We start from the raw sequence: 14,135 nt of genomic DNA, 5'->3' as shown, positions 1-14,135 counted from the left end.
GTAGAACGCCACGCGTAAACGTGGCGTTTTTCTTTTGTCAGCTATACGATTAGGCACTGGAGAATCACATAAAAGGTGCAACTCAGGATGAAATACAGCCGGACGCTGCATTTTTTACTGAAGCAAGACGGAAATCAGAGTTTAGCCGCTGTTAATGGCATATAAATTGCTTATAACTACGCGAGATTCTTAGCAGAGAGCTGTTTAATGTGAATTTACTCAATATGAGTACTGAGCTTGCTTTAATTTTTTTGTTTTCACTGGTTTTTCTTTTCTTCGCCCGTAAAGTGGCCAAAAGTGTTGGTCTGGTGGATAAACCCAATTATCGCAAGCGCCACCAGGGTGTCATTCCTCTGGTGGGGGGTATCTCTGTTTTTGCCGGAATCTGTTTCGGGTCGGTTATCACCAATTATTACATCCCTCACTTCCTGCTTTATCTGGGTTGTGCCGGTGTGCTGGTTCTGGTCGGTGCGCTGGACGACCGTTTCGATATCAGTGTAAAAATTCGCGCCTTTGTACAGGCGGCCATCGCCGTGGTCATGATGACAGCGGGCAAACTTTATTTGCTCAGTCTTGGCTATATTTTTGGCCCCTGGGAACTGGTGGTCGGCCCGTTTGGTTATGTACTGACTCTGTTTGCGGTCTGGGCCGCCATTAACGCCTTCAACATGGTTGACGGTATTGATGGCCTGTTGGGCGGTCTGTCCTGCGTCACCTTTCTGGCGATGGGCATCATTCTGCTGCTGGACGGCCAGCAAAGCCTGGCGATGTGGTGTTTTGCCATGATCGCCGCCATTGTGCCCTACATCCTGCTGAATTTTGGCGCGTTTGGTGGCCGTTATAAAGTTTTTATGGGGGATGCCGGCAGCACGCTGATTGGCTTCACCATCATCTGGATCCTGCTGGAGGCAACCCAGGGTCAGTATCATCCCATCACCCCGGTCACCGCGTTGTGGCTGATTGCCATCCCGTTGATGGACATGGTGGCTATTATGTACCGCCGTCTGAGTAAAGGGATGAGCCCTTTCTCTGCCGATCGTCAGCATATTCATCATTTGATCATGCGTGCCGGGTTCACTTCCAGACAGGCCTGCTTCCTGATAACCCTTGCGGCTGCGCTGCTGGCGGGCATCGGGGTGCTGGGAGAATCTCTCAGCTTTGTCCCCGAGTGGTCGATGCTGGTGCTCTACTTACTGGCGTTTATGCTTTATGGCTACTGCATAAAGCGCGCATGGCGCGTGGCGAGATTGATTAAAAGAGTAAAAAGACGGCTGCGCAGGGCCAGGTAGCCGTGAACACACTTAATACCCTGAAAACAAGGAATATGAAGTATGACCCGTCCTGACGTTGCTGATAACGAACTGGATATCCGTGGACTTTGCTGCACCTTATGGCGTGGCAAACGCTGGATTGTCGGTGGCATGCTGCTGTTTGCGCTGCTGGCTTATATCTGGTCCTTGCTGGTGACGCCACAGTGGAGCACCACGGCGATCACCGATCGGCCAACGGTCAATATGCTGGGAGACTTTTATACCCAGCAGCAGTTTCTTAACAATCTGGATGTACGAAACAGCAGCAGTACCTTTGTGCCGCCGTCGGTGACCGATGAAGCTTACCGGGAATTTGTCATGCAACTCTCGTCATATGACACGCGCCGTGAGTTCTGGTTACAGAGTGATTATTACCAAAAGCGCCAGACCGGTAACGTCGGCAAGGACGCGGCACGCCTCGATGAGTTAATCGGCAACATTCAGTATCAGCCAGCGGATGCGGCAAAAAATCTCAATGACACGGTTAAACTGCTGGCGGAAACTGCGTCAGACGCCAACACATTACTGCGACAGTATGTGGCATTTGCTAATCAACGGGCAGCTTCTCATCTGAATGAGGAACTGGCTGGCGGTTGGGCGGCAAAGACTGCGCAATTACAGGCACAGGTTAAAAGGCAGGAAGCGGTGGCGAAAGCCATCTACGATCGCCAGCTGAACAGCGTACAACAGGCGTTAAAAATCGCCCAGCAGCAGGGTTTTGAACAGGCAAAAACAAACACACCTTCTGAACAGCTGCCCGATTCTGAGTTGTTTTTACTGGGGCGTGCCATGTTGCAGGCTCGTCTGGAGAGTCTTCAGGCCAGCGGACCCGGCTACGAACTGGACTATGATCAAAACAAAGCCATGCTGAATACCCTTGATGCCGGCCCGTCGCGGGTGGCGACTTTCCAGACCTGGCGCTATTTGCGGACGCCGGAAGAGCCAGTGAACCGCGACAGCCCTCGTCGGCTGTTTTTAATGATTATGTGGGGTGCAGTGGGCGCCCTGACCGGAGCAGGGACTGCGCTGGTGCGTCGGCGCCGGGATTGAACGCTGGTAAGCCTGGCGTGACCACAACAGATAAAGGGAAGAGAGTAACAGTGAAAGTATTAACGGTATTCGGCACGCGCCCGGAAGCGATAAAAATGGCCCCGCTGGTTCACGCACTCGCTCAGGACAGTGAGATAGAAGCACGCCTGTGCGTGACGGCACAGCATCGTGAGATGCTGGACCAGGTGTTACAGCTGTTTGCCATCGTCCCGGATTACGATCTCAATATCATGCGTCCTGGTCAGGGGCTGACTGAGATTGCCAGCCGTATTCTTGAAGGGTTGAAAGCCGTTTTTACTGAATTCACTCCTGACGTGGTGCTGGTGCATGGCGATACCACCACCACGCTGGCCGCCAGTCTGGCTGCGTTCTATCACCGGATTCCGGTAGGACATGTGGAAGCGGGCCTGCGTACCGGAGATCTCTATTCGCCGTGGCCAGAGGAGGCGAACCGCACTCTGACCGGTCATCTGGCGTCTTACCACTTTACGCCAACGGAAACGGCCCGGCAGAATCTGCTGCGGGAGAACCTGTCCGCCACGCGCATGTTTGTCACCGGCAACACGGTCATTGATGCGCTGTTTTGGGTTCGTGACCGGGTGCTGAGTGATGATGGATTGAGAAATAGCCTGGCGACACGCTATCCGTTTCTGTATGCGGATAAAAAGATGGTCCTTGTCACCGGACACCGGCGTGAGAGTTTTGGCGGTGGCTTTGAACGTATCTGTAGTGCGCTGGCGGAGATTGCCCGCCTGCATCCGGATGCTCAAATCGTCTATCCGGTCCATCTCAATCCTAACGTCAGTGAGCCGGTTAACCGCATTCTTAGCGGCATTGATAACATCGTGTTGATCGAACCACAGGAGTATCTGCCATTTGTTTACCTGATGGTGCGTTCCTGGCTGATCCTCACCGATTCCGGCGGTATTCAGGAAGAAGCGCCATCACTGGGCAAACCTGTGCTGGTGATGCGCGACACCACCGAACGCCCGGAAGCCGTTGAGGCGGGCACGGTGAAGCTGGTGGGCACCGATGTCAAAAAAATTGTCAGTGAGGTGACACGCCTGCTGACGGATGAAGAAGCGTACCAATCCATGAGCCGTGCCCATAACCCCTATGGCGACGGCCTGGCCTGCGAACGTATCGTGCAGGCACTCAAAAATAATCGGGTTTCGTTATGATTTTCAATACCATATCTGTAATCGGGCTGGGCTATATTGGCCTGCCCACCGCTGCCGCTTTCGCTTCACGGCAAAAATCGGTGATCGGCATCGATATCAATGCTCACGCAGTTGACACCATCAATCGCGGCGAGATTCACATCATCGAACCTGACCTCGACAGGGTGGTGAAAACGGCTGTGGAGCAGGGCTGGTTGCGGGCAGCAACCCAACCTGAACCGGCAGATGCCTTTCTGATTGCTGTGCCAACCCCCTTTCAGGAAGGGCATCAGCCCGATTTATCCTTTGTAAAAGCGGCTGCGGAGTCGATTGCGCCGGTGTTGAAAAAAGGGGATCTGGTGATCCTCGAATCCACCTCTCCGGTGGGGGCCACGGAGCAGATGGCCGCCTGGCTGGCATCAGCGCGCAGCGACTTAACCTTCCCCCAGCAGGCCGGTGAGCAGGCTGATATCCATATTGCCTACTGCCCGGAACGGGTATTACCGGGCAAGGTGATGATTGAGCTGTTTAAAAACGACCGGGTGATCGGCGGCATGACCGCCACCAGTTCGCAAAAAGCCTGCGCGCTGTACGATATTTTCCTTGAGGGCGAATGTGTGGTGACCAACTCACGCACCGCCGAGATGTGCAAGCTGACGGAAAACAGCTTTCGGGATGTCAACATCGCCTTTGCCAATGAACTGTCACTGATTTGCACCGAACAGCGGATCAACGTCTGGGAGCTAATCGCGCTGGCCAACCGCCATCCCCGCGTCAATATTCTCCAGCCAGGACCTGGCGTTGGGGGGCACTGCATCGCTGTCGATCCCTGGTTTATCGTGGCGCAAAACCCCGACGAGGCCCGCTTAATCCGTACGGCGCGTGAGGTGAACGATGCCAGGCCGCACTGGGTGCTGGAACAGGTGAAAAAGACCGTAGCAGAGTGCCTGCTGACCAGCGATAAACGTCCCAGCGAGCTGACCATTGCCTGCTTTGGCCTGGCATTCAAACCGAACATCGACGATCTGCGTGAAAGCCCGGCAATGGAAGTAACCGGTCTGATCGCGAACTGGCATCAGGGAGATACGCTGGTGGTGGAGCCCCATATCCATCAGCTGCCTGACGCGCTGCCGGGTAAAGCCCGGCTGGTATCACTGGATGACGCTTTACAACAGGCAGATGTGCTGGTGATGCTGGTCGATCACGCCGTATTCAGGGCGGTGGACAACAACCGCGTCAAATCTCACTGGATTGTCGACACCAAAGGGGTCTGGCAGTGAGTCTGACAGGCCAGCCATTGCAGGCAATCAAGGGGCGACTCACGCCGCTTGGCTGGGAAAATGCCTTTTTTGCGCAAAACAGCGCGCTTCTCAGCCTGGATACGCATCAGCCCCCCCTTGATGAAGCGCAGTTGCAGGCCTGGGGACTGGTGCAGGTTAAAGTCCTTTTCCAGCAGACGGCGGAGCTTGATGCGCTGCATAAACTGGGCTTCCGTCTGGTTGAAGGCGAAGCCGAGCTGGTGTTGGGTATCGGCACGGGCGGCAGGCCGGAGGGGATCCGCATCGCTAAAAAAGAGCACATTGCGCCACTGCGTGAAGCCGCAAGCGGTGCCTTTGCCCACAGTCGTTTCCGACAGCCCTGGTATCAGCCGGGCGACAGCAGCCGCTTCTATGCGCAGTGGGTGGAGAACGCGGTGCTGGGCAGCTTCGACCACCAATGCCTGCTGGCCGTTAGTGAGCAGGGTGATTTGCAGGGTTTCGTCTCCCTGCGCGAATTGTCAGATGGCAGTGCGCGTATTGGCCTGCTGGCAACCCTCCCCGAAGCGCAGGGGCTGGGCGTCGGGCAGAGAATGGTTGCGGCGGCCGTTGACTGGTGCCGCGCCCGCCGTCTGACGCGCCTGCATGTGGCAACCCAACTGGGCAACCTGCCTGCGCTACGGCTTTATCTTCGTTGCGGTGGCGTGATTGAACGTACCGCTTACTGGCTTTACAGGTAACCTTATGATCCCGTTTAACGCCCCACCGATAGTCGGTAGCGAGCTTGAATACATGCAGTCTGCGATGGGCAGTGGCAAGCTGTGCGGTGACGGAGGCTTTACCCGCCGCTGTCAGCAATGGATGGAAAATAAATTCGGCAGCAAAAAGGTGCTGTTAACGCCCTCCTGTACCGCGTCGCTGGAGATGGCCGCCATCCTGATTAACATCCAGCCGGGTGACGAAGTGATTATGCCCAGCTACACCTTTGTTTCCACTGCCAATGCCTTTGTGCTGCGCGGCGCGACCATTGTCTTTGTGGATATCCGTCCGGATACGCTCAACATTGACGAACGGCTGATAGAAGCGGCGATCACCGACAAAACCCGCGCGATTGTGCCGGTTCATTATGCGGGTGTCGGGTGCGAAATGGACGTCATTATGGCGCTGGCAGAGAAATACAAGCTATGGGTGATCGAAGATGCCGCGCAGGGCGTGATGTCCACTTACAAAAGCAAAGCGCTGGGCACCATTGGCCATATCGGCTGCTTCAGCTTTCACGAAACCAAAAACTACACCGCAGGTGGCGAAGGCGGCGCGACGCTAATCAACGATCCTGCGTTGGTCGAGCGGGCAGAAATTATCCGTGAAAAAGGGACTAACCGCAGCCAGTTCTTTCGCGGGCAGGTGGATAAATATACCTGGCGGGATATCGGCTCCAGTTATCTGATGGCCGATTTGCAGGCGGCATACCTCTGGGCGCAGCTTGAGGCGGCGAAGCGAATTAACGATCAACGCCTGCGCCTGTGGCAGCACTACTTTACTGCGCTGCAACCGGTAGCGGCCAGCGGCAGAATATCGCTGCCATCCCTGCCGCCAGCTTGCCAGCACAACGCCCATATGTTCTATATCAAGCTGCGCGATAACGATGATCGCACGGCGCTGATCGCCTGGCTGAAAGAGGCGGAAATCCTGGCGGTGTTCCATTACATTCCGCTACATGCTTCCCCCGCCGGAGAGCGTTTCGGTCGTTTTCACGGTGATGACCGCTACACGCAGTCAGAGAGCGAGCGCCTGCTGCGTCTGCCGCTGTTTTACAACCTGTCTGACAACAATCAGCAGACGGTGATCAACTCTCTGCTGAGCTATTTTTCCTGATATGTCACTGGCAAAGGCTTCGGTGTGGACGGCAGCGTCCACGCTGGTAAAAATTGCTGCCGGATTGCTGGTGGTGAAAATGCTGGCGGTGTCGTTTGGCCCCGGCGGTGTCGGACAGGCGGGTAATTTCCGCCAGCTCATCACCGTGCTGGGCGTGCTGGCCGGGGCGGGTATCTTCAACGGTGTAACGAAATACATCGCGGAATATCAGCAGCAGCCGGCGCGATTACAGGCGGTTACCGGCACCGCGTCAGCAATGGTGCTGGTTTTCTCTCTCGCGCTCGGCGTGTTTTTCCTGCTTTTCGCGAAGCAAGTCAGTATCGGGTTGTTTGCCCGTGGTGAATATCAGAACGTGGTGCGCGTGGTGGCCTTTCTCCAGATGGGCATTGCCTGGGCTAATCTGATGCTGGCGATCATCAAGGGGTTCCGCGATGCACGGGGCAACGCGCTGGCATTGATTTCCGGCAGCCTGGCAGGCGTGGTCGCGTGGTTTGTTTGCTACTGGCTTGGTGGATACAGCGGTGCGCTGGTGGGTATGGCACTGGTTCCGGCGTTGGTTGTCTTGCCTGCGGCGATGATTCTGGCGAAGCGTGACCATCTGCCGCTGCGTTTTCTCCGACCGGTATGGCATGGGGACATCGCCCGTAACCTCAGTAAATTCACCCTGATGGCCTTGATCACCTCGGTGACGCTGCCGGTGGCGTGGATAATGATGCGTAACCTGCTGGCAGAGCATGATGGCTGGGAGCAGGTTGGCCTGTGGCAGGGCGTGACCAGCATCTCCGATGCTTACCTGCAATTTATTACCGCCTCCTTCAGCGTATATCTGCTACCAACGCTCTCCAGACTGACCAGCAGGCAGGCCCTCTCGCAGGAGATTTTTCGCGCGTTACGCTTTGTGCTTCCGACGGTGATGGCGGTCAGTCTGACGGTCTGGCTACTGCGCGATCTGGCCATCTGGTTGCTGTTTTCCAGCAAGTTCACGGGGATGCGTGACCTGTTCGTCTGGCAGCTGACCGGTGATGTGTTCAAAGTCGGATCGTATATTTTCGGATACCTGGTGATCGCCAAAGCGTCGCTGCGTTTTTACATTCTGACCGAGGTCAGCCAGTTTTTACTGCTGACGTTATTTGCGCGCTGGCTGATCCCACTGCACGGTGCCACCGGCGCAGCGCAGGCCTATATGGCCTGCTATATCACTTATTTTGCACTCTGTGTGGGTGCCTTTTTTATCTGGCGCAGACAAGTATGACAACCATCATTCATGTGCTCGGCTCTGCCATTCCTCACCATAATCTGACGGTGTTGAGGTTTTTTAACGACATACTGTTCGAAGCTGCGCCCTGTTCTGTGCGCCGTCAGTTCTGGGTGGTGGGTGAAGCCAGCGAATGGCGCAATCTGGCGGTGCGCACCTTTGCTGACAAGCAAGCCATAGCACAGGCGGTGACAGTGATGGCCTCTGCTGACCGCAGCACGCGCTTTTTCTTTCACGGGCAGTTTAACCCGACGTTATGGCTGGCGATGCTGACCGGTCGGTTGCGCAGGTCGCAGGTCTGGTGGCATATCTGGGGGGCCGACCTGTATGAACAGGCCGCTGGTCTGAAATTCCGCCTGTTCTATCTGATGCGCAGGCTGGCTCAGCGGCGGGTGGGGCATATCTTCGCCACGCAGGGAGATATCAGTTATTTCCGACAGCGTAATCCGTCTGTCCCGGCCTCTTTGCTCTACTTCCCGACCCGTATGGCGCAGGTAGCTGTGCCGACGATGTCCGGAAACCAGCGCTTCACCATCCTCGTGGGTAACTCCGGGGACAGCAGTAACCGTCATATTCAGGCGCTGCATGACATTCATCAGCAGTTTGGCGATGAGGTGGAGGTGATAGTCCCACTGGGTTATCCGGAAAATAACGCCGCTTATATCCGGGAGATCGCGCAGGCAGGGAAGGCACTCTTTGCCGAGGGCCGCGTGCACCTTCTCCATGAAAAGCTTGATTTCCCGGCCTACCTCCAGCTGATTTCCCGCTGCGATTTAGGCTATTTCATTTTTGAACGCCAGCAGGGTATTGGCACGCTGTGCCTGCTTATTCAGGCCAATATTCCCTTTGTCATCAATCGCAAAAATCCATTCTGGCAGGATCTGACCGCGCAGCAGGTTCCGGTACTGTTTGCCGGCGATCCGCTAGACGCCGCCGTGGTGGATGAAGCGCGACGGCAGATGCAGCTGCTGGACAAATCTTCGATAGCCTTCTTTGATCCGGCATACGTGGCTGGCTGGCAAAAGGCGTTGATGCTGATCGAAGGAGAAACGGCATGATGTTATCGCAGTTTGCAGGGCTGCTGATGGTCTGGCTGCTGTCGCTGGGGATGATACTGACGCTCACCTGGCGTGAATTTCGCCGGGTGCGTTTTAACTTTAACGTTTTCTTCTCGCTGCTGTTTCTGCTGACTTTTTACTTCGGCTTTCCGTTCACTGCGCTGTTAGTGTCACGCTTTAACGTCGAGGTGGTGCCTGCGGAGTATCTGCTTCAGGCGATGCTGTCTGCCACCTGCTTTTATGCCATCTATTATGTCAGCTACAAGACCCGCCTGCGGTCGGACAACCATCGGCCTTCCCGCCAGATCTTCACCATCAATCGCGTCGAGGCGCATCTCACCTGGGGGATCCTCGCGCTGATTGCGCTCGGTACGGTGCTGGTGTTCTTTCTGCATAACGGTTTTTTGCTGTTCAAACTGCACAGTTACAGCCAGATATTCTCGGCTGACGTCTCCGGCGTCGCCCTCAAACGCTTTTTCTATTTCTTTATCCCGGCGATGTTAGTGGTCTATTTCCTCAATCAGAGCCTGCGTCGCTGGCTGTTCTTTCTGGTGGCGACGGTGGCATTTGGTCTGTTGACCTACGTGATTGTGGGTGGCACGCGGGCCAATATCATTATCGCCTTCGCCCTGTTTCTGTTTATTGGCATTATTCGCGGTTGGATCACGCTCTGGATGCTGGCAGCGGCGGGCGTGGCAGGCGTGGCGGGCATGTTCTGGCTGGCGCTGAGACGCTATAACCTTGACGTCAGCGGCGATGAGGCTTTTTACACCTTTCTTTATCTGACGCGGGATACCTTTTCGCCGTGGGAAAACCTGGGGCTGCTGTTACAAAATTATCACCGGATTGATTTCCAGGGACTCGCGCCAGTGGTGCGGGATTTTTACGTCTTTATTCCTGGCTGGCTGTGGCCGGGAAGGCCCTCCATCGTGCTGAATAGCGCCAACTATTTCACCTGGGAAGTGCTGAATAACCACTCTGGCCTAGCGATCTCCCCGACGCTGATTGGCTCGCTGGTGGTGATGGGCGGCGTGTGGTTTATTCCTCTGGGCGCGGTAGCCGTTGGCATGATCATTAAATGGTTCGACTGGCTGTATCAGCAGGGCCAGCGTGAAAGCAGTCGTTATAAGGCCGCGGTGCTGCAAAGTTTCTGCTTTGGCGCGGTGTTTAACATTATTGTGCTGGCGCGTGAGGGGCTGGATGCGTTTGCTTCTCGCGTGGTGTTCTTCTGCCTGATTTTTGTCGCGGCGGTGGTGGTAGCCAAGCTGATTTTTTGGCTGCTGGACAGCGCAGGCCTGATCCGCGGCCGTAAAATGACGGTTTCTGTCCCTGTGCAGAGCTGATTGTCAGATTCAGAGTCATTGACCTTAAGGAACCTGCAATGGATATCCCCTCTATTGTGCCGCAGTATCAGATCCGTGGCATTACCCTGCTGGGATTCAGCGACATGGCCGGGATGCTGGACTATCTCTGTCAGGAAGGGACGGTTAGAACCGGTACGCTGGTGGCGATTAATGCCGAAAAAGTGCTGACCGCCGAGAGCCAGCCGGAGATTCAACAGTTGATTGCGGCGGCAGAGTACAAATATCCCGACGGCATCAGTATCGTGCGCTCCATCCGCAAAAAGTATGCGGGTGCCCGAGTATCGCGTATTGCCGGTGCTGATTTATGGCAAGCGTTGATGGAGCGAGCCGGGCGGGAAGGCACGCCTGTTTTTTTGGTCGGTGGCAAGCCTGCAATACTGAATCAGACCGCAGATAAGCTGCGCCGACAGTGGAATGTGAATATTGTCGGCGTACAGGATGGGTATTTCACCCCGGTGGAAAGCGAGGCACTGTTTGCGCGCATTGCTGCAAGCGGCGCAAAGATTGTCACGGTGGCGATGGGTTCACCGCGTCAGGAAGTGTTAATGCGTGACTGTAAGGCCGTTTATCCGCAGGCGCTGTATATGGGGGTTGGCGGCACCTATGATGTTTTCACCGGCCATGTAAAGCGTGCGCCCAAAATCTGGCAGAAAATGGGGCTGGAGTGGTTATATCGACTGATTTCGCAGCCCTCGCGTTTACGGCGTCAGCTCCGGCTGCTGAAATACCTTAACTATCACTGGCGTGGCGAGCTGTAACTTTTATTTCCAATGTAAAAGGGGGCAGTTTGGATATCGGAATTATTGTTCGTCAGGACTGTTTTTGGCCTTTCGGTTTTGGCTGGTTTCAGGCGATGAAAGTTGCCGGAAACCGGTATCCGGTTGCTTTTCCAACTATGATTGCCTGTCAGATTAATGCGCTCCCAGCTTGAAGAGGACAACTGCGACAGCAGTTGCTGGCAGATAAAAATTCTTCGCAGGCTGATCCGTGGCTAACGCCATCAACAGGAAATTGAACGGGCGTATGCGCTGGGGAAATATCGGGGAAAACAGGCCGATCAGGAGCGGCATCAGAAAGTCCTGTACTACCGGCAGGTAAAAAAACACTATCCGCAAACCGCAAACGCGACGGGCTACAGACCTTCGCAACTCCGCCGTATCCAGGCACTGTACCGACAATCAGAAGCCTGAAATTTTGGTTAAGTCAGGATTAAGGTATGATGCGCTGATTTTATAACCACTGTATTCATGAGGGATTATGACAACGGGATTCTTTTTGTATCACCTGGATAAAACCACCTGCGGTGGCCGGATTCTTTGCGGCGCAGCTGACGACACCTACGAAATCGGCGGCATCGAGCGTCAGCAGGTCAGGGAGGGCGACCCGGTGACCTGCGGTAAGCATGAAGGACGTTTCCGCGTGTGCGGCGGGATGGGCGATACCTACGAGGTGGGCGGAGTGCTGAAGGAGTGGGCGGGTTCACTGGACAGTTACAGTTCCTGTCCGTGCCGTGCCCGGTTTATCGCTTCCGTCGAGACACACACTTATGAGAGAGATTGCAACGCAGGACGGGCGGCAGAGGCTGCGAGGAAAAAAGCGCAGCAGTCAGAACCTGAACAACGAGCACAGGGCGCGAAGAAAAAACGGGAAATCACGCTGACCATCGGGGTGTTCTTTGATGGCACCGGCAACAATGCGCATAACAGTGCAGACCGTCAGGCCGCCTGTTCCGGTGAACATTACGGGATGAATGATGCAGAATCTACGTCTGCGTTAGAGCAGTGTGTCCGGCTGAACAGAGGGGTAAGCGGCACCGCCGCCGGCAGCTATACCGGCTACTACAGTAATGTGCACTGGCTCAATACGCTCTACTCTACTGATTTTCTCTCTAATGCTGAACAAAGGCAAAACGCCATTTATATTGAAGGTATCGGTACAGAAGACGGGGCTGGCGACAGCACTTACGGGATGGGAACAGGCCGGGGTGATACCGGGGTGGTGAGAAAAACCGATAAGGCGGTGGCTGCACTGGCTACGGCTATCAAAACCTATTTAGCCAAGCCATCTGAAACCGATGTGGGGCTCGTCAGGGAACTACAGTTTGATATATTCGGCTTCAGCCGGGGCGCGGCGGCGGCGCGGCACTTTGCCAACCGGGTATTGAGTCAGGATCGCGGCATTATTGCGGCCATCAAGTCCGGGTTGGGTGATGTCGAGTTCTCAGGTACGCCGGGAGGTAAAACCCGCTTTCTGGGGATATTCGATACCGTAGCCGCTATCGGGACGCTGGTTAACGGGCTTAACCCGCACAGCGCCGATAGCGGGGATGTGAATCTGGTGCTGCGTCCGGGCGTGGCGGAGAAGGTGTTCCATATTACCGCGCAGCACGAATGCCGGTTTAACTTCGCGCTGAACAGCGTGAAACCGGCGTGGCCGGAGCTGGCTCTGCCCGGTGCGCACTCCGACATTGGCGGCGGCTACAACCCTGAGGAGCACGAAGCCTGCTTCCTGACCCGGCCGGAGTTTGAAACGGTGCCGCTTTCCACCCCGGATACGGAAACGCGGATTTACGGGCAGACCTGTGCACAGCTTAAAGCGATGGACGGCTACCCGGCGATAGCGCCATTGCTGAGCGCGGTGAAGGTGAGCGCCGATACCTGGCATGACGACAGAATGCCCGCTGACCGCTACGGTACGTTGCAAAAGCGCAGCGGAGCCGCGCTGGTGATTGACCGCCCAACGCATAACGACTGGTCGAAGGTGGTGCTGCGGGTGATGCTCGATGCGGCGCAGGATGCCGGAGTAGAATTTTCCCCTATTTTACCTAAAGACGACAATCTGTCACTCCGGCCAGAGCTGAACAGCCTGTGTGAAAAAGCGATAGTGATGGGCCGTGCCATAAGAAGTGGTCAGTCTGCCCCCGGCTTTACCACGCCAGAAATTCTGATGCTGGCCGAAAAATATATCCATTGCTCAGCCAACTGGAACAGCGTGGCGCGGAACGGCGAGGGTATTATCAGCGGAGCGGTCAAACCGGCGAAGCTGGTGACGTTCACCCACCGGCCGGACGAGCGCTGGCAGCGGACGGTTTACGATATGGAGGGGAATAAAATATGGAAATAATTCGTGTGGCCTGTCTTCTTCCATTACTGGCACTGGCGGCCTGTCAGGGGAAAACTTTGCCCGCTACCGCCGCTCATAGCGATGTGCCGAAAGAGTGGTGGTTTAATTTTTTCACGCCCAGGGCACTGCCAGCAGTAGTGACATTCGCCGTTGTTCAGGATGCTGATGGTACTGTTTATGAGTTTAATACTCTCGACAGCACAAAAGCACTTAACGGTATTGTCGGCGAATGGAACGATAACGCCCGGACGCTTAACGGCCACTGGAATCATGTTAAGCAACCTCCCAGACATATTATTTTTTGCTGGGACTCGATTATCGATAAAAAAGTGTATGAAACCCATCTGACGATCCCTAAACCCGATCTGGAAAAAATGCGCAGGCCGAGTGAGTTCAAGGATTATCGGGGAAGAACGGCGTATTACGACAGAGTGCAAATTGGTCTGGCACCGGAAGGAAAGGTGGTTGTCTGGCTACAGGGCATAGGAGTTGAGCCTAATTATCGCGTCACTCCGTCGATTCTGAAAACCCTGTCAGGGGATAAATTAGATATTTGCAAAGGGGTAACGCGGTTTTCCAGAGGCTATGAGTACGGAAAAGAGACTGAGGATTTTATCAAAGGGAAAAAATATCCTTACGGTAATTGGTAAGCAACTCCTCAAGCCCTGAGGGATTTTCTTACGA

The 14,135-nt window shown here is 55.1% G+C and carries 13 protein-coding genes and 1 pseudogene; 13 read left to right on the top strand and 1 reads right to left on the bottom strand.

Features of this window, described 5'->3' with window-relative positions:
- Positions 1-209 precede the first annotated feature (209 nt).
- The 10 genes from wecA to wecG are packed head-to-tail and all read left to right on the top strand — an operon-like array spanning position 210 to position 11,086.
- The gene (gene wecA, locus AC3RPL_RS18970; protein ID WP_490741155.1) at positions 210-1,289 is read left to right on the top strand and encodes a UDP-N-acetylglucosamine--undecaprenyl-phosphate N-acetylglucosaminephosphotransferase; all 1,080 of its coding nucleotides are present in this window, start codon (positions 210-212) and stop codon (positions 1,287-1,289) included.
- Positions 1,290-1,331: 42 nt separating this feature from the next.
- The gene (gene wzzE / locus AC3RPL_RS18965; RefSeq protein ID WP_261644000.1) at positions 1,332-2,360 is read left to right on the top strand and encodes an ECA polysaccharide chain length modulation protein; all 1,029 of its coding nucleotides are present in this window, start codon (positions 1,332-1,334) and stop codon (positions 2,358-2,360) included.
- 50 nt (positions 2,361-2,410) lie between these two features.
- Entirely contained in the window at positions 2,411-3,541 is a 1,131-nt protein-coding gene (gene wecB, locus AC3RPL_RS18960; protein WP_490741154.1) for a non-hydrolyzing UDP-N-acetylglucosamine 2-epimerase, read from the top strand.
- Positions 3,538-4,800 carry a UDP-N-acetyl-D-mannosamine dehydrogenase gene (wecC, locus tag AC3RPL_RS18955; RefSeq protein ID WP_490741153.1) on the top strand — a complete coding sequence of 421 codons (1,263 nt, stop codon included), beginning with the start codon at positions 3,538-3,540 and terminating at the stop codon, positions 4,798-4,800. Before wecB ends, wecC begins: the two co-directional genes overlap by 4 nt.
- Entirely contained in the window at positions 4,797-5,516 is a 720-nt protein-coding gene (gene rffC, locus AC3RPL_RS18950) for a dTDP-4-amino-4,6-dideoxy-D-galactose acyltransferase (protein WP_490741152.1), read from the top strand. Before wecC ends, rffC begins: the two co-directional genes overlap by 4 nt.
- A 4-nt stretch (positions 5,517-5,520) precedes the next feature.
- Entirely contained in the window at positions 5,521-6,651 is a 1,131-nt protein-coding gene (gene rffA, locus AC3RPL_RS18945) for a dTDP-4-amino-4,6-dideoxygalactose transaminase (protein WP_490741151.1), read from the top strand.
- Position 6,652: 1 nt separating this feature from the next.
- Positions 6,653-7,903 carry a lipid III flippase WzxE gene (gene wzxE, locus AC3RPL_RS18940; protein WP_490741150.1) on the top strand — a complete coding sequence of 417 codons (1,251 nt, stop codon included), beginning with the start codon at positions 6,653-6,655 and terminating at the stop codon, positions 7,901-7,903.
- Positions 7,900-8,964, top strand: a complete 1,065-nt coding sequence (gene wecF, locus AC3RPL_RS18935; RefSeq protein WP_490741149.1) for a TDP-N-acetylfucosamine:lipid II N-acetylfucosaminyltransferase — start codon at positions 7,900-7,902, stop codon at positions 8,962-8,964. Before wzxE ends, wecF begins: the two co-directional genes overlap by 4 nt.
- Positions 8,961-10,307, top strand: coding sequence for an ECA oligosaccharide polymerase (gene wzyE / locus AC3RPL_RS18930; protein ID WP_490741148.1), 1,347 nt, complete (start codon positions 8,961-8,963; stop codon positions 10,305-10,307). The genes wecF and wzyE overlap by 4 nt, the downstream gene beginning before the upstream one ends.
- A gap of 38 nt (positions 10,308-10,345) precedes the next feature.
- Positions 10,346-11,086 carry a lipopolysaccharide N-acetylmannosaminouronosyltransferase gene (wecG, locus tag AC3RPL_RS18925; RefSeq protein WP_490741147.1) on the top strand — a complete coding sequence of 247 codons (741 nt, stop codon included), beginning with the start codon at positions 10,346-10,348 and terminating at the stop codon, positions 11,084-11,086.
- A gap of 153 nt (positions 11,087-11,239) precedes the next feature.
- On the opposite strand, the gene AC3RPL_RS18920 is transcribed toward wecG, so the two are convergent.
- The gene (locus tag AC3RPL_RS18920) at positions 11,240-11,398 is read right to left on the bottom strand and encodes a hypothetical protein (protein ID WP_490741146.1); all 159 of its coding nucleotides are present in this window, start codon (positions 11,396-11,398) and stop codon (positions 11,240-11,242) included.
- Here AC3RPL_RS18920 and AC3RPL_RS18915 point away from each other — a divergent pair.
- From AC3RPL_RS18915 to AC3RPL_RS18905, 3 genes and pseudogenes are all read left to right on the top strand, one after another.
- A pseudogene (locus AC3RPL_RS18915) lies at positions 11,324-11,518 on the top strand (recombinase family protein); the annotation flags it as partial. The gene AC3RPL_RS18920 and the pseudogene AC3RPL_RS18915 sit on opposite strands and share 75 nt — an antisense overlap.
- Positions 11,519-11,585: 67 nt before the next feature.
- Positions 11,586-13,451 (top strand): type VI secretion system family protein, encoded by a 1,866-nt coding sequence (locus AC3RPL_RS18910; RefSeq protein WP_490741145.1) that lies wholly within the window; start codon positions 11,586-11,588, stop codon positions 13,449-13,451.
- On the top strand, positions 13,442-14,101 hold the full coding sequence (locus tag AC3RPL_RS18905; RefSeq protein WP_490741143.1) for a DUF2931 family protein: 660 nt from the start codon (positions 13,442-13,444) through the stop codon (positions 14,099-14,101). Before AC3RPL_RS18910 ends, AC3RPL_RS18905 begins: the two co-directional genes overlap by 10 nt.
- Positions 14,102-14,135: the final 34 nt, after the last annotated feature.

This window comes from Erwinia papayae (assembly GCF_058241465.1).
Note: the sequence above shows the minus strand (reverse complement) of the source record. Positions and strands in the feature narration are given on the sequence as shown.

Coding starts and splice junctions, on each gene's coding strand:
- AC3RPL_RS18910 (WP_490741145.1), top strand. CDS start 11,586: ATGACAACGGGATTCTTTTTGTATCACCTGGATAAAACCACCTGCGGT.
- AC3RPL_RS18920 (WP_490741146.1), bottom strand. CDS start 11,398: ATGCCGCTCCTGATCGGCCTGTTTTCCCCGATATTTCCCCAGCGCATA.
- wecF (WP_490741149.1), top strand. CDS start 7,900: ATGACAACCATCATTCATGTGCTCGGCTCTGCCATTCCTCACCATAAT.
- AC3RPL_RS18905 (WP_490741143.1), top strand. CDS start 13,442: ATGGAAATAATTCGTGTGGCCTGTCTTCTTCCATTACTGGCACTGGCG.
- wzyE (WP_490741148.1), top strand. CDS start 8,961: ATGATGTTATCGCAGTTTGCAGGGCTGCTGATGGTCTGGCTGCTGTCG.
- wzxE (WP_490741150.1), top strand. CDS start 6,653: ATGTCACTGGCAAAGGCTTCGGTGTGGACGGCAGCGTCCACGCTGGTA.
- rffA (WP_490741151.1), top strand. CDS start 5,521: ATGATCCCGTTTAACGCCCCACCGATAGTCGGTAGCGAGCTTGAATAC.
- wecC (WP_490741153.1), top strand. CDS start 3,538: ATGATTTTCAATACCATATCTGTAATCGGGCTGGGCTATATTGGCCTG.
- wzzE (WP_261644000.1), top strand. CDS start 1,332: ATGACCCGTCCTGACGTTGCTGATAACGAACTGGATATCCGTGGACTT.
- wecG (WP_490741147.1), top strand. CDS start 10,346: ATGGATATCCCCTCTATTGTGCCGCAGTATCAGATCCGTGGCATTACC.